Below are 22432 nucleotides of genomic sequence, written 5' to 3' on the forward strand. Positions count from 1 at the left end.
AGGGGAATCATGAGAGCGATGCGTTTGGCAACATTGTCTGCTGGAGATAAGGGGGGCCATGCCGAGCAACGGCATGGCAACTTTCGCTATGTGAGTGTACAGACGGGAGAACAGCCACTAACCCGCTATCAGGGCACAATTAAGTGCAGATATGGTTATGGCAGAGCGGCTGAGACGGTACATCAGGGAGATACCGGACAGGACTTTGCTGCGGTACGTATGAAAGGAAATGTCTGCAATTTTGTATTGTGTGATGGCGTAGGCATGAGTTACCTGGGCGATTTTGCAGCGCGTTTTCTGGGGAATGCTTTGCTGGATTGGTTGGAAACGACGCAGAATCCGACGGAGGATGCCGTGGAGCGTCTTCTTCATGACCTGACCCTTCCGGCATCCGAGCAACTGGAGAAATTACAGCCACTGGAAAGTTCCCCTTTGCTGCTGCGTGAAGTGTTGATGGAAAAGCGAAGTCGGGGCAGTCAAGCCATGTATGTATGTGGACGGATTGAGCTTACGGGAGGCGGTCGCAAAAGTCGGGTGTGGCTTGCGTGGCAAGGAGATTCGCGCATTCGTCTGTGGCGTAATGGCCAGGAACAGTCTGAATTATTTCAGACTCACTGCAAGACAAATGAGCGTTGGTCTACACTTGAAGGACCTGTTGGTGGTAAGCCGCACATCTACGAGATGAAAGGATCCGCAGGAGATTCACTACGTCTTCAGTTATATACGGATGGATTAAATGATCTGGATGCCATTCAAGCCTATGTCCCGGATGAACACATTCAGGTACTGCTGGATGCCACACATACCGGCGGTCTTGAAGATGATGCCGCTTTCATTGAGCTGGAATGGTGAGTGCCGGTTACAAAGTTGTGGACCGATCCTGATATTGCTGTGACGTTGGTGTAGATCAACGGTGAAAAAACTTGCTGGTGTTGATTTAAAAGACACTCTTTTTGGGTAATCTTGTGAAGAATTGATTTTAAGTGCGTGTTCAAAAAGGTCGGTTTTCAGTACCAAGAAGATGGGATAAAGCTAGAAATGGAGTAGCGGAGCGTAGATAGAGCTACGTGAGCAACGGACATTTCGGCTGAATTCCATATTCGATGCTGATGGTGCCGTTAGGCACCTTTCGTAATCAAAAGCGGACTTTTTGAACAACCTCTTTAACGATGAGCTTGAGCGTACATTCTTACATAATTGCTAATCAAAGGAGTGGAATGGATGATGACACAACATAATGGCAAGTCACGGTTTCAAGGCAAGGTTGCGATTATTACCGGAGCAGGCTCCGGTATCGGGAAGGCCACTGCGGTTAAGCTGGCTAAAGAGGGTGCACATGTTGCATTGTTTGATCTGGTGAATGATCGGATCTCAGAAACGGAAGCAGAGATTAATGCGCTGCACCCTGGTGCGGCAAGAGCATTTGATGTAGACATTTCCGACCCGGCACGTGTGGAAAAGGCTGTGCTGGAAACGGTTGAGTTATTCGGCGGTTTGGATATTGTTTTTGCCAATGCGGGCATTAACGGTGTATCGGCACCCATTGAGGAGATTCAGGTTGAAGATTGGCAACAGATTATTACAACCAACCTGAATGGTACATTTTTCACCATTAAATATGCATTGCCTCACGTGAAAAAACGGGGTGGCGGCAGTATTATCATTACGAGTTCCATCAACGGCAATCAACGCTTCTCAAGCTTTGGCATGTCGGCGTACAGCACGTCCAAGGCAGGGCAGGTTGCTTTTGCGAAGATGGCTGCGCTGGAGTTGGCGAAGTTCAAGATACGTGTAAACGTGATCTGCCCAGGAGCGATTGCGACAAATATCGATCAAAGTACGGTCAAAACGGATGATCTGCAACAGATCATTATTCCGATGGAGTTCCCGGAAGGACAGCAGCCACTTGCGGACGGGCCGGGTCAGCCGGAACATGTTGCCGATCTGGTAAGTTTCCTCGCATCTTCCGAATCCAGACATATTACCGGAGCAGAGATCGTTATTGATGGTGCCGAATCATTGCTCAGCTAAGTGAGCACTCCGGATAAATTTCATTTTTGCTTAGGCGTGTCTTAGGGTGTGTCTGCGATAGTCGTTCCTCTGGAACGGCTTTTTTTGTTATAATGCTAACATTCGAATAGAGATACTGAAGAGCAGTAGGGTACATTCATTAGGAGCGATCATATGCATATAGATTTACCGATACAAGAGATTATTCCTCAGTTAAGACAGTTATTTCGGGATCAAGATACAGGTGTGTTAATTGCAGAGCCAGGAGCGGGAAAAACGACTGTTGTACCGCTGGCTTTGCTGGAGGAGCCGTGGGTTGCGGGACGGAAAATCATAATGCTGGAACCCCGAAGGCTGGCTGCGCGTTCGGCTGCATCGAGACTGGCGGCTACACTAGGGGAAAAAGCGGGTCAGACAGTAGGATATCGTGTACGCATGGATACCAGGGTGAGTCAGGCGACGCGTATTGAAGTTGTGACGGAAGGGGTATTGACCCGGATGTTGCAGCAGGATCCGGGTCTTGAGGATACGGCGATGATTATATTTGATGAATTCCATGAGCGTCACCTACACGGGGATTTGGGCTTGGCTCTGGCATTGGAATCCCGAGCGATGTTACGTCCAGATCTGAAATTGCTGGTGATGTCGGCTACCCTTGATCCTGTTCCTGTCTGTGCATTGCTTGGCGAAGGTACAGGATCAATACATTGTCCGGGTCGCACGTTTCCGGTGGAAACACGATATGTGCCGAGACCAGCAGCCATGCCGCTGGAACAATTCACGGCTCAGACGGTGACGAGGGCATTAGCCGAACAGGAGGGGGACGTGCTTGTTTTCCTTCCTGGCGCAAGAGAGATACACCGTACAGAGCGAGAGTTATTAAACAGTTCTCTTCCTGCGCATGTGAAAGTTCATTCCCTGTATGGCAGTATGCCGGTGGAACAACAGGATGAGGCCATACGCCCGGCGGCTGAGGGCTCACGCAAAGTTGTGTTGTCCACCTCCATTGCGGAATCGAGTCTCACACTCGCTGGAGTTAAGATTGTGGTGGATGCGGGGCTGAGCCGAGCATCGGCATTCTCGCCGCGCACGGGCATGAGCCGGCTTGTTACCCTGCCAGTGTCCAAGGCGTCAGCCGACCAACGGCGGGGTCGTGCGGGGCGAATTGCCCCGGGGGTGTGTTACCGGCTATGGAGCGAAGAGGTTCATGGGGGGCTGCCTGAGGCAGCTCGCCCGGAGATCACCTCCGCGGATCTTGCGCCGCTGGCGCTGGAGCTTGCCGTCTGGGGTGTCCAGTCCCCAGCAGAGCTGCAATGGCTGGACACTCCGCCTGACGCCGCCTACGGCCAGGCACAGGCGCTGCTGCGCCAGCTGGGCGGCCTAGACGACGCAGGCCGCATCACGCCCTTCGGGCGGCGGATGAACACGCTTGGCGTGCATCCGCGACTGGCCAGCATGCTGCTCCGCGCGGCGGAGCTTGGGCTGGCCAGCTACGCCAGCATGCTGGCGGCACTGCTGCAGGAGCCTGCGGGCCTCCGCAGCAGTGCCAGTGCAGGCGCGGGCACGGACCTCCGCCCGCGCGTAGAGGCGCTGCTGACCGCGGACAGCAGCGGCATGCCGCAAGCGGCAGCAGCTGTCGCAGACGGCGCGGCCGTGCGGCGCATGCTCCAGGAGAGCCGCCAGCTACGCTCGGCGCTCGGCCCGGCGGCCGATCCGGTAAGGCCGGATGAGGACAGCTGCGGATTGCTGCTGTCCTTCGCCTATCCGGACCGGATCGGGCAACGCCGGGAGGACGGCCGCTATCTGCTGAGCAGCGGCCGCGGCGTACGGCTCGCAGCGACAGAATCGCTGAGCCGTTCAGCGTATCTGGTCGCAGCCGAGGCAGACGACCAGGGCGCAGATGCGCGCATCCTGCTGGCTGCGCCGTTGCAGGAGCAGACATTGTTGCAGGAAGGTCAGCACTTGCTGCACAATGAAGTACAAGTGGCATGGGATTCCAATACCCGCAGCGTGCGGGCACATAAGAGACTTCGTATTGGAGCCCTTGTGATTAAAGAGAGCAGTATTGCACAGCCGCCTGAAGATCAGGTGCTGGAAGCACTGTTAACCGGAATACGAATGGAAGGGCTGGATTGTCTGCCTTGGACAAAAACATCCAGACAACTTGCGGGCAGGCTACGTTTCCTGCATCTCCATCTACCTGAGTGGCCCGACCTGATCGAAGATGATCTGACCGAAGAGTTGGCAGAACATCTTACCCCTTATCTGACAGGCATGCGATCGGCAGCCGACCTGAAGAGATTGTCGATGCAGGATGTATTACTGGGTGGACTGAGCTGGACGCAACGACAACAACTGGACGATGAAGCTCCGACGCATATACAGGTGCCCAGTGGTTCACGTATTCCTGTGGACTACAGTCGTCCAGAGGCCCCTGCTCTGGCGGTAAGATTACAGGAGATGTTTGGACAACAGGAGACACCGCGTATAGCGGGTGGGCGAGTCCCGTTGACCATCCACCTATTATCACCGGCTCAGCGACCTGTACAGGTCACACGAGACTTGGCCAATTTCTGGCGAGAGACGTACTTTGACGTCAAAAAAGATCTGAAAGGTCGTTATCCGAAGCATTACTGGCCGGATAATCCACTTGAAGCGGTCGCCACAAATCGGGCTAAACCACGGGGGAAATAGATGAATAATTTCGTTTTTCAAATATCAACGATTTGGTTCCCAAAGGGCGCGTTATCAGGGTTAGGCTCTGCTGAACAACAGTCGGTTATGTAGCTGATCGAATCATTCTCTGCCTTAAAGAATCACCTTTAACTAGGACGTGTCTCAAAACTCGCTAACGTGCATCTTTTACTATCTTTTCGACCCATGTTACGTCACTTTGCCTTTTCGCTCCATGCTGCGTTACTTTCCCTTGACGTGCCCTTGCACGCCTGCTGAAAACTTCCGGCATGGAACGAGAATTTGGAAAAATCTTTTTTTAGAGGTTGAAGGCACACCCCAGAGCGTATCTTCAAACCTGCCGAAGCCGAAGTGTAACTGCATGTGCCTGGAGCTGAACATGGAGCAGAACCATGGAGCGGAGCGCTAACGAACCTGTGACGTCTTATTCAGCGATTTGAAGCGCCCGTAGTAATCTAAGGAATCTGAAACACCTTATATCTGAATAACCAGCTGTTTACAACGGGTTTGTCAGGTAATTTTGGTAAATAACGTGTCTTATGTTCCTTACAAACTTAAATGAAGACCTGAAGGCTAAATAAGACGTCCTCGGTTCCTTAGAAAATTGTCTGGACAATTCGCCAGGATCATCCAGCCTGTACTTTAAGATGATCTGGACGCCGACGTCCTTCCGCGTAAGAGTATGCCTGACAACGTATCACATGCCTGAGTTTGAATGCACAACCTGATGAGGATTAAAAAGGAATGAATCTCAGCAATTTTTTACTATCAACACATAGTATATTGACTTGCAAACGTTTAAAAGAAACTTAGGCGGGTAATAACATAGCGAACCACTCAATAATATGAGGAGGGATTCACTATGCAGAAGAAAATCGTAGGTGTGTTTAATACAGAACGTGAAGCATCGCAGGCTATCGAGGGTTTGAAAGCACAAGGATTCACTTCAGACGAAATCTCCGTTGTTACACAAGATCGGGATGAACTGAAGGCAATTCGGGAAGAGACAGGTACAAAAGCCCCTGAAGGTGTGGCTGCTGGTGCAGCAACAGGTGGTGTACTTGGTGGCGTGGCTGGTCTGCTTGCAGGTATCGGTGCACTGGCCATACCCGGCATAGGACCGATTCTGGCCGCAGGCCCTATCGCAGCAGCATTTACCGGTGCAGCCGTGGGTGCAGGAGCTGGCGGATTGGTGGGTGGTCTGGTCGGTCTCGGTATTCCGGAAGAGGATGCTAAACAGTATGAGGAGTATGTACAGAATGGCAAAATTCTGTTACTCGTAGATTCCACCGATCGGGACACCGATGTGTACGATGTGTTTAGCAGCAACAGCCAACTTAATCGGGACAGAGCGCAAGTTCATGGTTCAGATGTACCTGCTGAACGTCCGGATCTGGATATGGAAGAACACAGATTGGAAGCCCAAAACAAGGCAGCGCGATTCGGTAACAATACATTCCTGTAATCTTGCCGCTAATTTAATCGATATGAAATAAAACCCAATGACTTATTATCTGCAAAATGGAATGACATATATGATCCACCAGATGGTCATTAGCCGGTTTCCTTAAGGGAAGCCGGCTTTTGTCCCTGTGTTGCATATGGGTGCGTGTCAATAATGGCAGATGGTGTTTTTACCCAGTCAAGCAGGGAATAACAATACATATAACAGTACAGCCAAAGCGAGTCCAATCACCAGTAGCATCATGGTAAGAAACCGGATCAATCCGGTCGATGCCTGAAACTTCTGTTCATTGATTTGTGTACGCTTCCGATGATACGCTGTTGCCGAATACACAATGATGGATATGCCGCCAATCAGAGAAGTTATACCCGTAATAATCGCCGCAATATGTGCAAGCCGATCATACGCCGACGAATTGAAACCAAATCCGGCAGCAAGAAAGCCGATGCCCGCCATGGCAATACCGGTGCGTACCCAGGCCAGAAAAGTTCGCTCGTTAGCCAGATGTTGCTGGACATACTTGGAATCGGTAGTGGTTACGTCTTTGTCTATTAAAGAAATGTTAATCAACTCCGTTCATTAAATCTACGGCTTCATTGTACTTTGTTTTTATCGCAAAACCAAGAAAGGATGGCTGAATGTATGCCTCGCAAAGAACGAATTACAGAAATAGAGAGCTTAAGGGGGATTGCCTTTGCAGCGGTGGTTCTTCAGCATTCCATCGCACATTACTCTTTGGTCCCGGAGACGAGACTTGAGGATGGTGTGTTACTGGCGATACTGCTGATGCTCTCCAAATTTGCAGTTCCTTTATTCATATTCATAACAGGTATGGTGCTGTTTTATAACACGGGAGACAAGCTGCATTATGGCCAGTTCATGAGAAAAAGAGTAAACGACGTCATCGTGCCTTATCTGATCTGGTCACTCATTTATTTTACACTTGCACCGCGCGGCTGGACCGGATTTGGATGGAATGACATCCCGGACCTAGGCTTGAAGTTGATTACTGGCAAAACGACTTCACACTTTTGGTACATTATTATGCTGCTCCAGTTTTATCTGTTATTTCCGCTCTTCTTGCGTGCAATTCGTTATGTATATAACCGATATGAGGCCAAAGGGCGTATGATCGCATTATTGATTTCTGGTGTAGTGTATCTTGTACTTGCGGATCAATTAAGAAACATCGCCAAGTTCATGGAATGGCTGAATATCCCGGTGCTGACAGATGCTTTTACAACGTATGCAGACCGCAATTTCCTCTATTTCTTTATTTATTTTTTGCTTGGTGCAGCAGCGGGGTTATCCGTCCAGCATTGGAATGAATGGATTCATCGATTGCGCTGGATATACTGGACAGTGTTTATTGTTCTGGGTCTGCGGTTTACTTATTTATTAATGCTGGAGTTTCAGAAGCCGGAGGGAATCAAAATTACGTTCTATACGGTCAGCCTGATCCGCCCGGATATGGCACTCTTTCTGATAGCCTCTATTATGGTCATGTACCAGCTGGCCGGAAAACTTCATAACCTCTGGGCTACACGACTGCTGGGATGGATTGGTGGTGTATCGTATGGCGGTTATCTGATGCATATGTTGATGCTGCGGTACAGCTACATTCCGGATGAGTTGTTTTACGTTGCTATGGGCTTGAACCCTGTCGTTCGGATGATCATTACCTGGTTGGTCGCTCTTACATTATCCTGTGTGCTGACGTGGCTCATCTCGCGTATAAGCTGGGGCAAATGGGTTGTGGGAATCGTACCGAAGTCTGTTCGCGATAAATGAATCCATCAACATATGAAAAATTCATAATAGATCACAACAGCCGCACAGAAGTGTACGGGAGTACGAGAGTAAACGAACACAAGATACAGGAGCACAGGTAGTACAGCTTTTACAGCTTGTGCACAGTCTTTCTTATTATTAAAATTCGATCTCACGACTCCCAGAGCCCTGAAATAAACAACTTTTGAATCAATTTCATAACTCACTAAAAATGGATTTCTGTAACTGGATATAGACAAATTGAACCGTTTCGATCTATATCCAGCCTTGATTGAAGCAGCTAAAGGTATTATGAAATTGATTATTTTGAATAAAAATTAAAATTTCATTACATGAAAAATTCACAACAGAAAACCTTTTTCCGTGCTTCCCCCAGGCTAACGCGTATTCACACGATTTCTTGCTCGCCCTCTTTGAAGATGGATAAAAGGCAGACAAAGCGGAGAAAGATGGCAGAACCCGAACATAAGTTTTATAATACTAGATATATAGGTTCTGACAGGAGGGGAATGAACGTGGCTTTTATGATTGCACAGCGGGCATTTATCAAGCTGTATCTGATTACGATGGTTGAACAGCACAGGGGGTATGGTTACGAGATGCTGGAGGCGATGAAGCAGGAATTCAAAGACTACGGTTACGTACCACCCCAGAGCGAGGTATATCGGGCATTACATGAATTGGTACAACAGGGTGTATTTTATCGCACGAAGAAGCTGAAGGGTAACGATCCAAAGGTCGATTTTCAGGAAATCGTTTTATATCATTTCACGGATGATGGTGCGGAAAAAGCTGAGTTATACAAGAAACAGGTCAAAATGGACCTGGATCGTTGTCTCGGCATGTTACACAAGGCAGAAGAGGACAATTACGGTATGAAAGGAAGATGAGCATGAACAGACAGTTACAGTGGGGGGTACTCGGTACGTCAACCATTGCCAAAAATGCAATCATTCCGGCAATCCAGCAGTCTGAACGTGGTGAGGTGTTGGCGATTGCCAGCCGCAGCAAAGAAAAGGCGGAAACCCTTGCCGAAGAACTGGGCATTGCCAGATCGTATGGCAGTTATGAAGAGCTCATCGCTGATCCGGACATTGAAGCCGTCTATATTCCTTTGCCTAACCATATGCACAAAGAATGGACCATCAAAGCGGCACAAGCTGGCAAACACGTGTTGTGTGAGAAACCAGCTGCCCTGAATGCAGATGAATCAGCAGAAATGATTGAGGCCTGTGAGCAGCATGGTGTTCTTTTTGCAGAAGCAATTATGTATCGATATCATCCCAAGCACAGACGTGTGCAAGAGATTATAGCTAGTGGAGAGATTGGCATCGTCAGAGCCATCCATGGTAACTTTACCTGTAATACCGCTGATGACAAGGAAAATGTAAGGTTCAAAAGAGAGATGGGCGGCGGATCATTATTCGATCTTGGCGTGTATCCGATCTCGGCAGCCCGGATGTATCTGGGACAGGAACCGGAAGCGGTGACCGTACACGCTTTATTCTCGGACGAGCATGATGGAGTGGATATGATGGCGTCGGGACTGGTCGAATTTCCGAATTCGGTAGCCTTAACTTTTGACTGTGGCATGTGGGCTTCAGGTCGAGCGGAGATGGAGATTCTCGGGACGGAAGGGCGGATTGAACTGCCAAAAGTGTTTGGCTGGGAGAACAGTGATATTCCACCTCAGATTATTGTGCACACGGATTCGGTCAGCCGTGAGGAGCGTGTATCGGTGTCGAATTCCTATGTGCTTCAAGTAGAGACATTTGCAACGGCTGTGCTTGATGGAGCAGCTCTACCTTTCAGTCCGGAAAATACCATTCAAAACATGCGCGTGATTGATGCATGCCTGGAATCGGCTCGAACTCGTCAACGTGTGCAGCTGATCGATTAGATTAAGTCAAGTCAGTTTACACATACTAGTAAATGCAGACTCCATCTTCAGGGATGAGAGTCTTTTTTTTCTGTCTTAAAATGTTACAATTATAATATTTTACAATTTAAACGTCTGAATTTGATATTTCTACCAAATTGATGTGATATAAATAGTCATGAGATGACTTGTTTACTATAATCTAGCAGAACGCACAACTAGAGAGAGTTTCAGCTTGCAGGATGCATATCGTGACAACGTTCATCTACTTTGAAGGATCGGGAGGCCGGATTATGAAAAAGTTGATATCCACCGCATTACTGGCATTGTTGTTAACGTTTGTTTTCCTCACAGGTTCACAGTTCACTCCAGTCGGACAGCAGAAGGCGTCTGCTGCAACATGTACCATCATCAATACGTTTACGGGTGTAGCAAACTATTTGAGTGCAAACGGAACGTTGCCATGTAACTTTATTACCAAATCACAAGCAACAGGACTCGGCTGGGTAGCTTCACAAGGAAACTTGGCTGTAGTGGCTCCTGGGAAAAGCATCGGCGGAGACGTATTTGGCAATCGGGAGGGGCTTCTGCCTTTAGCAAGTGGACGTACATGGCGCGAAGCAGATATTAACTATACTTCCGGCTTCCGTAATTCGGATCGGATTGTGTATTCCAATGATGGACTCATCTACAAAACAACAGATCACTATGCATCATTTACACGCATGAAATAGAGGAAGGAGAAGTCATGAACACCGTGATTCTGGATGGAGAAGACTTTGCTAGTAGCGCTGAACTTCATCAGCAATTAAAGGAGAAGCTGAAACTGCCGGATTTTTATGGGGGTAATCTCGACGCTCTATGGGATTGCCTGACGGGTACGGTTGAACTTCCACTAGAGCTAAGATGGACCAACTACCGAATTAGCGAAGAACGACTGGGGAATGAAGCAGGCCGGGTACGTGATTTGATGTTAGAGGCACAGGCTGAACAGGCTGGATTTCAATTGCGTGTTGAGAAGTAGGCAGCAAATAAAGGCAGTTCAAATATAATCCGTCCAGCCGAGCAGACCACATGTGGTCTGTTTTTTTTGTGTTATAGGAGGTTGTTAAAAAGGTTGTTCAAAAAGTCTTTGTGTTGATTACGAACATTTGAAAGTAGAGCGAGAGTTTACTTTACTTACTTATCGTTAAAATTATTTTCACGAAGGTATTGATTTCTGCATAACTTACGTTAAAATAAAATTAACATGAAAAATATTTTAACGTTAGGGAGTGGAAAGTCATGAACGATAACACAGCAGTTGGCAAGCAAGGTATGGGTGAGTTAATACGAATCAGACCGTACATGCAATTTATGCTTAGTAAAGTTGTATCCCGATTTGGTGATTCGATTGATTCGATTGCTTACAGTTGGATGGTGTACATTCTGACCGGTTCGAAAGTGCTGATGGGCACGTTGCTGGCGGTGAATTTTTTGCCCAATATCCTCCTGGGTCTGTTCGCCGGGGCTTTGGTTGATCGCATGTCTCCCAAAAAAGTGATTGTGATTACGAATACTGGCCGCGGGTTGTTTGTGGGGATTACAGCTCTGCTGTTTGGATTGGGTCAACTTGAAGTCTGGCATCTGTTTGTCATTACAATTCTGAATTCTTTGCTGGAATGCTTCACTACTCCTGCGGAAGTGTCCAGTGTCCCCCGATTGCTTCCCCAATCGATGCTACTTTCGGGTAATGCCATGTCCTCTTCCGCAACCAGAGTGGCCGAACTCGCAGGACTTGCAGTGGCGGGTGCCCTTATTGCTACAATAGGCATTGCCTGGACGATCCTGATTGATGCTGGATTGTTTGCGCTAAGTGCTTTAATTATGAGCCGAGTCGGCTATCCTGAAACCTCAACATCTGCTAACAATGATAGTAGGACATCGATTGAAATAGATTCTCTTCCATCCGAAAAAAGTAGTATATTCTCCGAAATGGCAGAAGCTTTTCATTTTCTTCGTAAACATTCCTTATTGTTAATTGTCTCTATCCTGTTTGCCTTCATTAATTTCTGCCTGATGCCGTTTAATGTTCTCCGTACACCCTATGTCATTGAAACGCTGCATGCTGGCGCTGGGGGATTGAGTCTGCTCAGTGGGCTGATGGTGGGAGGCATGTTACTTAGCGGTGTATGGTTGACACAAAGGGGAGCGAAATATCGTAAAAGTGTGCTGGTCATCAGTGGTATTGTCATGTTGGGTCTCAGTTATGCGATGACGGCATTACCCGCTTATATGACTTCCTTCCAACTGCCGGTTGCAGCGGCCTTTTGTCTACTGATGGGTATGGGGATTCCGCTGGCTACAACACCGCTTGGTACCTATCTTATGGAAGTTACCCCTTCGGAGATGCTGGGCAGAGTGTATGCCCTTCAGACTATGCTTGTCTTGAGTGTTGCACCACTTGGGAGTCTGGTTTCGGGAGCACTTGCAGATTGGCTGACCATGCCGGTTCTGTTTATCGTTTTTGGTGTTATGCTGGCCATGTCAGCAGGTATGCTGTTATTTAGCAAAAGTTTTCGAAGTGCTCTGTGAAGATATTCAGAAGTGATCATTAGCCGATTTTCTGTATCAAGTCATTTCCGGCTCGTTTTGACCGAAGTCCTGACGCAGCGGTATAATAGAGACATCGATGGACAACAGGTACCCCGGAAATGAGGATACAGGGATGGAGCACAAGGTTCTTTCAACAATTGAAGAAATTAAAATTTACTCCGATCCGTATCGGATACAGATTATGAATATGTTTAACAAGCAGGGCAGACCATCCACGGTCAAAGAGATCGCCGACCAGATGGGTGAGGTGCCAGCCAAAGTTCACTATCATGTAAAAAAGCTGGAGAAAATCGGTCTACTGACGATTGTTTCCACGCGTGAAATTAATGGGATTATCGCAAAATACTACGAACCGTTTACCGGAGAGATCCATCTCCGTCACGAAGATGAAGACAAGGAAAACTCTCCATTGAAACAGGTGTTTCGGTCCGAGACGCTCAAATTATTAAATGAGATGTTTGAACAAAGTCGTCAGCGATTCATGTATCAGGCGGAAAATGAAGATCGGATGTTTCTCTCGGACATCACGCTGTATGCAACACGTGAGGAAGTAGAGCAGTTGTATAAAAACATCATAAAACTCTGTGAACCCTATACAACAAAAGAGAATCGGCAAGGGGAACATGAGGTTTTTCAGTTATTCTCTGCTCTCTCCAAACCTATAGTGAAAATACCTGCTTCTAAGACTAATGCAAAAGAGAAAAAGAAAGCTACGTCTGATAAGGACAAAGCAACTACGAAAAAGTCTCGATCTGTGTCTAAGCGACAGGAATCTGCATCATCTGGTAGTGAGTCGGAAGAATAAACGGATGGAATACATGGGTTCAGCCTTATCGCTGGAAGCAAGTAACCGCAAACGTGAGAGACTGCTATGGAGAAAACTAGAAAAAGCCGCCCAATGGCGGCTTTTTAATGCGTGATAAGGAAGGCTAATGGTGGAGCAGCCTATGAAATCCAATTCAATTTTGACGCTTACCGTTTCAGTTCATAACGAAGTTACATGTTCTCATCGTAGCCCTTCACGTCACGTTTGGCTGCGGTTGCGGGGGAATTAGATGTGCCATATTCTTCGACCGCTTCCCAGGCATCTGCGTTGTCGAACTTGCCGGCCCGCTGCTGTCTTCCTTCTCCAGCACCACTCGGAGGCATGGTCATTACTTCTTCTTCAACAGGCCGATCGTTGCTGATCTCCCTATTAGGCGTGTCGTCAATACAGTAAGCGGTGTAGGGGATAGCCTCAAGTCGTTCGAAGGGAATATCTTCGCCGCACGTTACACAGGTTCCATATGTACCTTGCTCCATACGTTCCAATGCGTCGTTCACTTGATTGAATTCGTCTGTTAATGTATCGTCAATCGCCAGATCACGGCTGCGTTCAAATGTTTCTGTACCGGCATCTGCCGGATGATTATCGTAGGAGGACAGCTCACCGGTTGAATCTTTCAGCGACTCGACTGGAGCACCGTCTTCCATGCTGGATTCAAAATGACGCTGCAAGTTTTCACGTTGCTCCAAAAGGGCGTTTTTCAGTATTTGATGTTGATCTTTAGTTAATGTACTCATAAGGACATGCTCCTTTCCCGTTGTGGGGTGTAGTGAGTCTTTACCCGAATTGGATGAAAAGCAATCATTTTCGCGAGGAATAGGGCTGTATCGTTTTATATCTGACGGATTATGTGTTATAAAAAATAGAGAGAGAAAATGCCGTATGTTATTCACAGGAAATAGAAACACGGCTTGGCTTATAATGGAGGTTGTCAATATGGATGAACATATGAAACGAAGATTGGATAAACAGAGACAATTGTTTAAACAATTGGGAGTGCAGCTAGATGCGTTATCGATACATGAAAAACAATTTAATTATAAACTTCGTGGTTATGATCCGGATGAGGTAGATGCTTATCTTGATCTGGTCATCAAAGATTACGAACGTTTCTATGCCAATATTGCAGATCTGATGGACAAATGGCAAGAACAGCAGTTAACGATCCGTGATCTCAAGTCGTCGGCGAAACCGGTGGAAGATCCGACCAAGATTGATCGCAAACAACTGGATGATATTGTAAAACAACTAGAATACAGTGTGCGACAGCTCAAGATCAGAGCACGTCCCGAAAAGGATCTGTTCTCTGAATAAGGTCAGCATGTCCTGGATTATATTAAATAAAGGTGGTTAATCATGAGTACTCATTTTTCGGTCAGTGTGCATTGTTTGTTGTTATTGTCACTCAGCGCGCCTGAACGAATCACGTCTGCACATATTGCAGGTAGCGTGAATACCAACCCTGTCGTCGTCAGACGTATTCTGGGCGGGCTGAAAAAGGCGGGACTAGTGAACTCCTCTCCTGGAACAAGAGGCTTCTATTTAGCTAAGCCATCAAGTGAAATCACATTAGATATGATCTATCAGGCTGCCAAGGACGAAGGTCCATTGTTCCCGATTCACGGCAATTGTAACCCGGATTGTGAAGTGGGCTTGCATATAGACAGCTTGCTGACCAATCTGTATCAGGTTGCCGAGGCGAAGGTGGAGCAGTTCTTTGCATCCATTACACTTGAAGATATGGAACGTTCCTGTACTCAGATGCAAGCTGTTCCATCACAGACAGAGTAGTTTGCAATAAAGACTTAAAGTGCATGTTCAAAAAGGGTGGTTTTCAGTACCGAGAAGATGGGATGAAGCTAGAAATGGAGTAGCGGAGCTTAGGAAACTACGTGAGCAACTACAATGTTTCCTAAGGAAACAACCTTCGTAAGCATATCCTTATTTCGGCTGAATTCCATATTCGATGCTGCGATGCCGTTAGGCATCCTTCGTAATCAAAAGCGGACTTTTTGAACGACCTCTTAAAGGAAAGGTGGGTTGTTATATGAAAATTGTAGTCATCTCTGACACGCATTGTTCACGTAAATCACAGAAATTACCGGTTAGGCTCCTTGATGTACTGCCGAGTGCCGATCTCATTCTTCATGCTGGTGACTGGTCGGATTGGAGCGTATACCCATTGCTTAGCGAGTATGCACCTGTTGAAGGCGTAGCTGGTAATACGGACCCGTCCGAAATCGCGGAAAAACTGGGGTATTCCCGTATTGTTGAAGTGGAAGGACTTCGTCTGGGGCTTGTGCACGGTCATCTGGGATCAAAGGGTACGGAGCAGAATGCAATTCATACCTTTGCAGGCCAGCATGTGGATGCTGTGATCTACGGACACTCACACATCCCGGTGATGCATACCGTCGATAACACGCTGGTATTTAATCCGGGGTCGCCTACGGATAAACGTTTTCAGAAGCAATACTCATTTGGCATCATGACAATAGATCAGGGGAAAATACAGGCTGAACACGTGTTCTTTGATCGGGATTAGAGAGATATACGCTGGTTGCAAGTTGGACGAGTACAAGAGCCAGAACCAACTACTGAAGTGGCGACTGGATAACTGATAGGGAACCTTTTCCTCAAATTTCATCTTATAGATAAAAAGATTATTGTACAAGGCATCTTTGAACAGAATAGAAATCTGTTCCAAGGATGTCTTTTTTGATTTGAGATCATATCATTCTCTTGGAAGTTATCTCTGAATGGGGAATGTGCTCTGTTCGTTATCTGTCATTCATCTGTTGCCGTTTTCCCCTATGGTGACATTCAGTGGAGTGATACAATGCCTTTACGACATGAAATGAATACGTTTACATAAGGAGATGGATCATGATGAAACTGTCTGTATTCACGGTGGCTACCCCTGATCTGAATGCAGAAGAACTGGCATCGGCTGCGGCAGCAGCGGGGATTGATGGAATTGAGTGGAGATTCCGTGGAATTCCTGAAGATGCAATGTCTGAAGAGCCTTCTTACTGGAGAAATAATCGATGTTCTGTAGATCCGAGCCACTGGGAGGAACAGGTTCCTGTTTTTCGTGAAGCGGCGGTAGGGCAAGGCAGGAAATCCATTGCACTTGTACCTTATCTGAACTGTGGAGATTTGTCTGCCGCCGAGCAGGCGTTTCAGGCTGCGGCTGGATTAGGAGCATCTATGATGCGTGTGGGTGTTCCAGGATATGATCGCAAAACCAGTTACCCTGAGTTGTATCGTAAAGCCGTGGATTACCTAAGTGAAGTACAGGATCTGGCCAAACAGTACAACATCAAGGCGATTGTAGAGACGCATCATCAGACGATTGCACCGACGGCATCACTGGCCTATCGGCTTGTGCAGTCGCTCGACCCGCAGCATGTAGGTGTACTCTACGATCCAGGCAATATGGTGCATGAAGGATATGAGAATCATCGGATGGGGCTTGAGTTGCTGGGTCCTTACCTGGCTCATGTACATGTAAAAAATGCCGGGTGGTTTGAAGCAGAAGGGAAAGAATCACAAAAGGCTAATGTGACTGAGAAGAGCAGCGGAGTGACTCTGAATACAGCCTGGAAATGTCACTGGACGCCGCTGACTGAAGGCATAGTCGATTGGGTACAGATGGTGCGGGATCTTCGTGCCGTCGGGTATGACGGATTTTATGGAATAGAGGACTTTAGTGGTGCCTTGGAATCCAAGGCGATGTTACAGCATTTTGCAGACGTTTTCGCCGAAATTGAGCGTCGTGTGGACGAGGAGGAGCAGTCATGAGTATCGTACGAGTAGCGGTTATTGGTATTGGAAACATGGGAGCAGCACATGCCAGAACGTTGGTGGCTGGAGAAGTACCCGGTGCGGAATTGGTCGCCGTATGTGATGTAAGAAGAGAGATGGAGAGCTGGGTATCCAGTCATCTTCCGGCAACGGTCACCTATTGGCAGGATGCTGAGCAGATGATGGCCTCGGGTACGATTGATGCAGTCATTATTGCAACGCCGCATTATGATCATCCGGAACAGGCCATTCAGGCTTTCCAGCATGGCTTGCATGTCATGATTGAGAAGCCGGCCGGTGTATATACGAAACAGGTACGCAAGATGAATGAAGCAGCCGCAGCCAGCGGTAAAGTCTTTTCCATGATGTATAACCAGCGGACCAACCCACTCTACATTAAACTAAGAGACTTAATTGCGTCGGGGGAACTGGGCGAGGTACGCCGTACCAATTGGATTATTACGAACTGGTACCGATCCCAAAGTTACTATGATTCCGGCGGCTGGCGTGCAACTTGGGCAGGAGAAGGTGGCGGTGTACTGATTAACCAGGACCCGCATCAACTGGATCTGTGGCAGTGGACAATTGGCATGATGCCGGTACGAATACGTGCTTTCTGTTCATTTGGCAAGTATCGGAACATTGAAGTGGAAGATGATGTAACCGCTTATGTGGAGTATGAAAATGGAGCAACTGGTGTTTTCGTAACGACTACTGGTGAAGCACCAGGTACGAACCGATTTGAGGTCAACGGAGACCGAGGTAAAATCGTGATCGAAGACGGAAAACTTACGTTCTGGCGACTTCGGGAATCTGAGCCTGAATTCAATCAGCGGTTTACCGGAGGTTTTGGACAGCCAGAATGCTGGAAATGCGAAATTCCGATTACAGGTGTGGAAACGGGGCATCCGGGTCTGATTCGCAATTGGGTAGATGCCATTCGTATAGGCGCACCACTTATTGCTCCCGGTGAGGATGGTATACACGGATTAACATTATCGAACGCTATGTTACTGTCCACCTGGACGGATAACTGGGTGGATCTGCCGATCGATGAGGATCTGTTCTACGAGCATCTGCAGGAACGCATTGCTGGATCAACGACGAAGAAAGACAAGGCATTCAGTGGCAGTCAACCTGCTGATTTGAGTCAGACATTTAAATGAAGACGATCTGTTATATAAGACGAGTTCATTGTAATCATAATTTTATAATAAGGATGGGATGACATGGCTAAAGACGGAATGTTTTATGCACCAAAAAGTGTCACAAAAGAGGTCGTATGTGGTCCGGGTGAGTTCACTATTGCTGCTGTTGCGCTGGATCATGGACACATCTACGGCATGGTTGGGGCATTGTTGGAGGCTGGAGCTACTCTCAAGTGGGTGTATGATCCGGACCCGGCGAAGGTAGAGGCATTTCGGAAGCAGTTTCCACAGGCTCAAGTCGCTGGATCAGAAGCCGAAGTGCTTGCAGATGATGAAGTGTTATTGGTGGCAAGTGCAGCAATCACTTCAGATCGTGCGCCGCTTGGCATGAGAGTTCTGGCCGCAGGCAAGGATTATTTTACAGACAAAGCCCCATTTACCACGCTGGAGCAATTAAAGCTTGCACGAGAAGAAGTGAAACGAACGGGCAAGAAGTACATGGTGTATTACAGTGAACGACTGCATGTAGAAAGTGCGATCTATGCGGGGCAGCTCATTGAACAAGGGGCAATCGGCAAAGTAGTGCAAGTTATGGGTACTGGCCCGCATCGCCTGAATGCCGGAGGAAGACCCGACTGGTTCTTCAAGCATGAGCAGTATGGCGGCATTCTCTGTGATATCGGGAGTCACCAGATCGAACAATTCCTGACGTTTGCCTCATGTACAGACGCGGAGGTAGGGTTCAGTCGTGTGCATAACTTCAATCACCCACAGTTCCCGGAACTGGAAGACTTCGGCGAAGCTTCGCTGATTGGTGATAACGGAGCTTCCGGTTACTTCCGAGTGGACTGGTTCACGCCGGATGGTCTGGGCACATGGGGCGATGGGCGTACCGTTATTCTGGGAACGGACGGTTATATCGAGTTGCGGAAGTATATCGACATCGCAAGGGAACCTCAGGGGGATCAGGTGTACTTGGTCAATCATGAAGGAGAGTACCGCTACAATGTAAAAGGCAAGGTGGGTTACCCGTTCTTCGGCCAACTCATTCGCGATTGTCTGGATCGCACCGAGACAGCCATGACGCAAGAACATGCATTCAAAGCGGCAGAACTCTGCCTGATTGCACAGCATAAAGCGATGAGCGAGCGTGTGGTTTGGAGTGGTGGAGCGAAGTAATGTTTTAGGTGAAGGAGCGCAAGGGGAGAGAAGTTTGATTACTGAAGTTTATCTGAGATTCTTCTATTATTGAGTGAGGAGAGAGCAGCCCAGGTGTGAACTGCATCCTACGTGTTAGTTAAGGCTAACATATGGGGCAGTTTACTCGGGCTGCTTTTCTGTGTTCGTGACTTCGCAGATGGATTATTATGGGTTATATTATATGTAGTTCGGATATTTGTTAAAAAGAGAGGTATTTACGAAGTTCGTATATATGATGTTATAGGAAATCAGTGTAAAACAAATATCCGATAATAAATAGAGATTGAGTAACTATTAATACTGGTTATCAAAATAACTAGTTGGAGGCTCGCCCATGGAAATTGCAAATGAAGTACTCGAAAGTATGTTGATTAAGTTTAACTCAGAGAGGAAATGGACTCTCCAAGCGATTGGACAATTGTCAGAGGAAGATCTAACATGGGTGCCTAACTCTGAAAGTAATAGTATTACTAATTTAGTTGCTCATATTCGAGGTTGTGTTCATTCCAGAATAGAAACAATCTTTTATGATATTCCAGATACTAGGGACAGAGACAAGGAGTTTGAACGTGGACTCCAATATTCTAAAGAGCAAGTTTACAACATGACAAAAGAAGCATTTGATATAATCATTCTCTATCTCGAACACCTCAAATCAAACCCTGAATTGTTGTTATCGCAACCGTTTATTAATCGTCCACCTCTTACATATAGCCAGGTAAATAATGAGACAACGGTTCTTAATCTAATGATAGCAATGATTAGAGAAATGCATTATCACACCGGACAAATAATATATGCAGCAAAGATTAAAAAGGGACAACTTGTATGGAATTATGAGTAATATAAAGGTGCCTGAATGTGAAAGTGTTTCGAAGAAGACACTGACATCCTATAACATCATATCTACGCTGCGGGCCGTTCGGCCCTTGGTTCGTAAGATGTAAGAAGCGAAGAAGTGGATTCAACTCACAACCCTGCGAGGCTAAGTCCTTCGGACCCGGCGCGTTCGCTCCTTAAGCCTCTCGGGTTCGTAGATACAGGAACGTTATAAGAAATTGGCGCAAGATATTAAGAACCGGGGTGATACCTATGAAGTTTATATTGATATTTGGCCCACAGGCCGTTGGAAAGATGACGGTTGGTCATGAATTAACGAAAATAACGGAATTGAAATTGTTTCACAATCACATGTCGATCGAGCTATTTCATCCCTTTTTTGGTTTTGGTAGTGAAACTTGGAGGTTATCAAGTATCGTAAGAAGAGAGCTTTTTGAATCGTTCGCAAGCAGCAACCAGTATGGACTTATTTTTACTTACCTCTGGGGGTTTGATCTTCAGAAGGACTGGGAATTCGTCAAGCAAACATGTAACTTGTTTGAATCGAAAGGGGCAGAAATTTATTTTGTTGAATTAGAGTCAAATATAGAAGAACGATTAAAACGAAATACAACGGCGTTTAGACTTGATCAAAAACCAACAAAAAGAAATATTGAATATTCTGAAATGGACTTAATCAAAACGATGGAAGAACATCGACTCAATTCTAAAGAGGGAGAAATTACTAGAGAGAACTATTTGAGAATCAATAATACAAATTTAAGTGCAGATGAAGTCGCAAGATTAATTAAAGATGAATTTAATTTATAGTACGTGTGAGTAATTCAAGAAGGCGCCAACATCTTATAACATAATATTCACACTGCGGGCATACGCCCTTGGTCCGGCAGGAGCCGGACACCCAGCATACGCTGGGTCGTGAATACAGGAACGTTATACGCAATCCCAAGACACAAATATAAAGGACCAAAAAATGAGAAAGACTATAAAGATTCTTGTAGGGTTAACAGCCGCAATAATAACAGTTGCGATCATTGGGTTCGTAAGAGGTGACGAAAATCAGTCACCATTAAGATATATAAAAATAGATAGTTACCATACTGAATTCAAGATCACCAAAAGCCATGAAGTGATTATAACCGAGGAAATCCATATTCAAAATCGCAGTAACGACTCACAAAAATTTAAAGTGATTGGGATCTATTCAGACGATTTTAATAATGGCTTACTGACAACAGAAAAACTGAATGGATATATAGGAAATCATAAACAAGAAATTTTAGAATTAGCTGCAAATCAAAAACGGATTTTTACAATTAATTTTACAGGAGAGAAGGGAGCAATAAATACGAAGCAAGATCGAAACCCGCCTAAAGAAATTGTATTTACAATCATAGAATAAATAATTCGGAAGAAAGCGGACTCGAAGAAGTAGGGGACAGCGTATAACATAATATTCACGCTGCGGACATACGTCCTTGGCCCGGCATTCGCCGGACACCCGACATGCGTCGGGTCGTGATACAGGAACGTTATGCGAAACCCTTGCAGAGTAAATCTGATTAAAGCCCAGTAATGGATGTGAAGAAATGGATTTTAAGCTTGTAACGTGTACACATATAGGTCTGTATGGACATGCCCTTACCAGAGGGGGAATTTATCAGGCAGTGGATGAAGAAACAGATCGATTTAGAATCATTGGAAACCATCATAAGAGAGTATGGATAGATAAATGTTATTTTTCAGAGGGGGAAGTCGAGGTTCCCATTTTAAGTAGCTGGAAGTTTGATGATCGATTAGAAGATTTTGATCTAATTGAAGTAACCCTAACCTTTAATAACGGAATGAAGAGATGGGGTCTAATTACAACACCGGAGAGGTTAGTCAAACACTTTGAACAATCTCATTTAGACCCACCAGGGTTTAATATTCAGCACTTAATCATTGTAAGAACGATGAATAATGAAGATATTGAACAAACTTTAAAACACTTAGATGAACATGGCGAGATTGAGAAAGCAACCCTATTTTTAGAATAGAAGATTCGAAGAAGACAAGGGCATCGCATAACAATATATTCAAGCTGCGGGCATATGCCCTTGGTCCGGCAGTGGGAATTCATAGAAGCGGACTCAGCCGGACACACTTGGCATTCGCCAAGCGTCGTGAATACAAGA

Annotated in this window: 23 protein-coding genes; 21 read left to right on the forward strand and 2 right to left on the reverse strand. The window is 46.5% G+C overall.

All coding sequences use genetic code 11. The features are described 5' to 3' along the window. The first annotated feature begins 9 nt into the window (after positions 1–9). The 4 genes from V6669_RS11925 to V6669_RS11940 all read left to right on the forward strand — a co-directional run bounded on the left by V6669_RS11925 (position 10) and on the right by V6669_RS11940 (position 6169). Positions 10–852: a protein phosphatase 2C domain-containing protein gene (locus V6669_RS11925; protein WP_338593902.1), complete on the forward strand. Its 843-nt coding sequence runs from the start codon at positions 10–12 to the stop codon at positions 850–852. Between the two features lie 372 nt (positions 853–1224). Next, entirely contained in the window at positions 1225–2031 is an 807-nt protein-coding gene (locus tag V6669_RS11930) for an SDR family NAD(P)-dependent oxidoreductase (RefSeq protein ID WP_017689067.1), read from the forward strand. 153 nt (positions 2032–2184) lie between these two features. Then, complete coding sequence (hrpB, locus tag V6669_RS11935; protein ID WP_338593904.1) at positions 2185–4704, forward strand: ATP-dependent helicase HrpB; 2520 nt, start codon at positions 2185–2187, stop codon at positions 4702–4704. 862 nt (positions 4705–5566) lie between these two features. Next, positions 5567–6169 (forward strand): general stress protein, encoded by a 603-nt coding sequence (locus V6669_RS11940; RefSeq protein ID WP_338593905.1) that lies wholly within the window; start codon positions 5567–5569, stop codon positions 6167–6169. 177 nt (positions 6170–6346) lie between these two features. Here the strand turns inward: V6669_RS11940 and V6669_RS11945 are convergent, their stop codons facing one another. Then, a complete protein-coding gene (locus V6669_RS11945; protein ID WP_338593906.1) occupies positions 6347–6739 on the reverse strand; it encodes a DUF202 domain-containing protein in 393 nt (130 codons plus the stop codon). Between the two features lie 72 nt (positions 6740–6811). Here V6669_RS11945 and V6669_RS11950 point away from each other — a divergent pair, with 72 nt between their 5' ends. From V6669_RS11950 to V6669_RS11980, 7 genes are all read left to right on the forward strand, one after another. Further along, the gene (locus V6669_RS11950; RefSeq protein WP_338593907.1) at positions 6812–7960 is read left to right on the forward strand and encodes an acyltransferase; all 1149 of its coding nucleotides are present in this window, start codon (positions 6812–6814) and stop codon (positions 7958–7960) included. Positions 7961–8475: 515 nt separating this feature from the next. Beyond that, a complete protein-coding gene (locus V6669_RS11955) occupies positions 8476–8850 on the forward strand; it encodes a helix-turn-helix transcriptional regulator (protein WP_338593909.1) in 375 nt (124 codons plus the stop codon). Positions 8851–8852: 2 nt separating this feature from the next. Then, on the forward strand, positions 8853–9860 hold the full coding sequence (locus tag V6669_RS11960; protein ID WP_338593910.1) for a Gfo/Idh/MocA family oxidoreductase: 1008 nt from the start codon (positions 8853–8855) through the stop codon (positions 9858–9860). A gap of 272 nt (positions 9861–10132) precedes the next feature. Next, positions 10133–10573 carry a ribonuclease gene (locus tag V6669_RS11965; protein ID WP_338593911.1) on the forward strand — a complete coding sequence of 147 codons (441 nt, stop codon included), beginning with the start codon at positions 10133–10135 and terminating at the stop codon, positions 10571–10573. Between the two features lie 14 nt (positions 10574–10587). After that, the gene (locus V6669_RS11970) at positions 10588–10863 is read left to right on the forward strand and encodes a barstar family protein (protein ID WP_338593912.1); all 276 of its coding nucleotides are present in this window, start codon (positions 10588–10590) and stop codon (positions 10861–10863) included. A gap of 260 nt (positions 10864–11123) precedes the next feature. Then, positions 11124–12413 (forward strand): MFS transporter, encoded by a 1290-nt coding sequence (locus tag V6669_RS11975; RefSeq protein WP_338593913.1) that lies wholly within the window; start codon positions 11124–11126, stop codon positions 12411–12413. Positions 12414–12546: 133 nt separating this feature from the next. After that, complete coding sequence (locus tag V6669_RS11980; protein ID WP_338593915.1) at positions 12547–13239, forward strand: helix-turn-helix domain-containing protein; 693 nt, start codon at positions 12547–12549, stop codon at positions 13237–13239. 191 nt (positions 13240–13430) lie between these two features. Here the strand turns inward: V6669_RS11980 and V6669_RS11985 are convergent, their stop codons facing one another. Then, complete coding sequence (locus V6669_RS11985; protein WP_036609176.1) at positions 13431–13997, reverse strand: TraR/DksA C4-type zinc finger protein; 567 nt, start codon at positions 13995–13997, stop codon at positions 13431–13433. A gap of 199 nt (positions 13998–14196) precedes the next feature. Between V6669_RS11985 and V6669_RS11990 the strand changes: the two genes are divergently transcribed. From V6669_RS11990 to V6669_RS12035, 10 genes are all read left to right on the forward strand, one after another. Then, the gene (locus tag V6669_RS11990; protein ID WP_017689054.1) at positions 14197–14574 is read left to right on the forward strand and encodes a DivIVA domain-containing protein; all 378 of its coding nucleotides are present in this window, start codon (positions 14197–14199) and stop codon (positions 14572–14574) included. Between the two features lie 42 nt (positions 14575–14616). After that, entirely contained in the window at positions 14617–15051 is a 435-nt protein-coding gene (locus V6669_RS11995; RefSeq protein ID WP_338593919.1) for an Rrf2 family transcriptional regulator, read from the forward strand. Between the two features lie 256 nt (positions 15052–15307). Continuing rightward, positions 15308–15805: a metallophosphoesterase gene (locus tag V6669_RS12000; protein WP_315936264.1), complete on the forward strand. Its 498-nt coding sequence runs from the start codon at positions 15308–15310 to the stop codon at positions 15803–15805. 344 nt (positions 15806–16149) lie between these two features. Beyond that, positions 16150–17064 (forward strand): sugar phosphate isomerase/epimerase family protein, encoded by a 915-nt coding sequence (locus V6669_RS12005; protein ID WP_338594910.1) that lies wholly within the window; start codon positions 16150–16152, stop codon positions 17062–17064. Next, on the forward strand, positions 17061–18233 hold the full coding sequence (locus V6669_RS12010) for a Gfo/Idh/MocA family oxidoreductase (RefSeq protein WP_338593920.1): 1173 nt from the start codon (positions 17061–17063) through the stop codon (positions 18231–18233). The genes V6669_RS12005 and V6669_RS12010 overlap by 4 nt, the downstream gene beginning before the upstream one ends. Positions 18234–18296: 63 nt before the next feature. Next, positions 18297–19394: a Gfo/Idh/MocA family oxidoreductase gene (locus V6669_RS12015; RefSeq protein WP_338593922.1), complete on the forward strand. Its 1098-nt coding sequence runs from the start codon at positions 18297–18299 to the stop codon at positions 19392–19394. A gap of 355 nt (positions 19395–19749) precedes the next feature. Continuing rightward, positions 19750–20259, forward strand: a complete 510-nt coding sequence (locus tag V6669_RS12020; RefSeq protein WP_338593924.1) for a DinB family protein — start codon at positions 19750–19752, stop codon at positions 20257–20259. Positions 20260–20507: 248 nt separating this feature from the next. After that, entirely contained in the window at positions 20508–21065 is a 558-nt protein-coding gene (locus V6669_RS12025; protein WP_338593926.1) for a shikimate kinase, read from the forward strand. Between the two features lie 163 nt (positions 21066–21228). Then, positions 21229–21657, forward strand: coding sequence for a hypothetical protein (locus V6669_RS12030; RefSeq protein ID WP_338593928.1), 429 nt, complete (start codon positions 21229–21231; stop codon positions 21655–21657). A gap of 187 nt (positions 21658–21844) precedes the next feature. Continuing rightward, a complete protein-coding gene (locus tag V6669_RS12035) occupies positions 21845–22294 on the forward strand; it encodes a hypothetical protein (RefSeq protein ID WP_338593930.1) in 450 nt (149 codons plus the stop codon). The last annotated feature ends 138 nt before the right edge of the window (positions 22295–22432 follow it).

This window comes from Paenibacillus sp. Y5S-9, from assembly GCF_036894235.1.
GTDB lineage: Bacteria > Bacillota > Bacilli > Paenibacillales > Paenibacillaceae > Paenibacillus.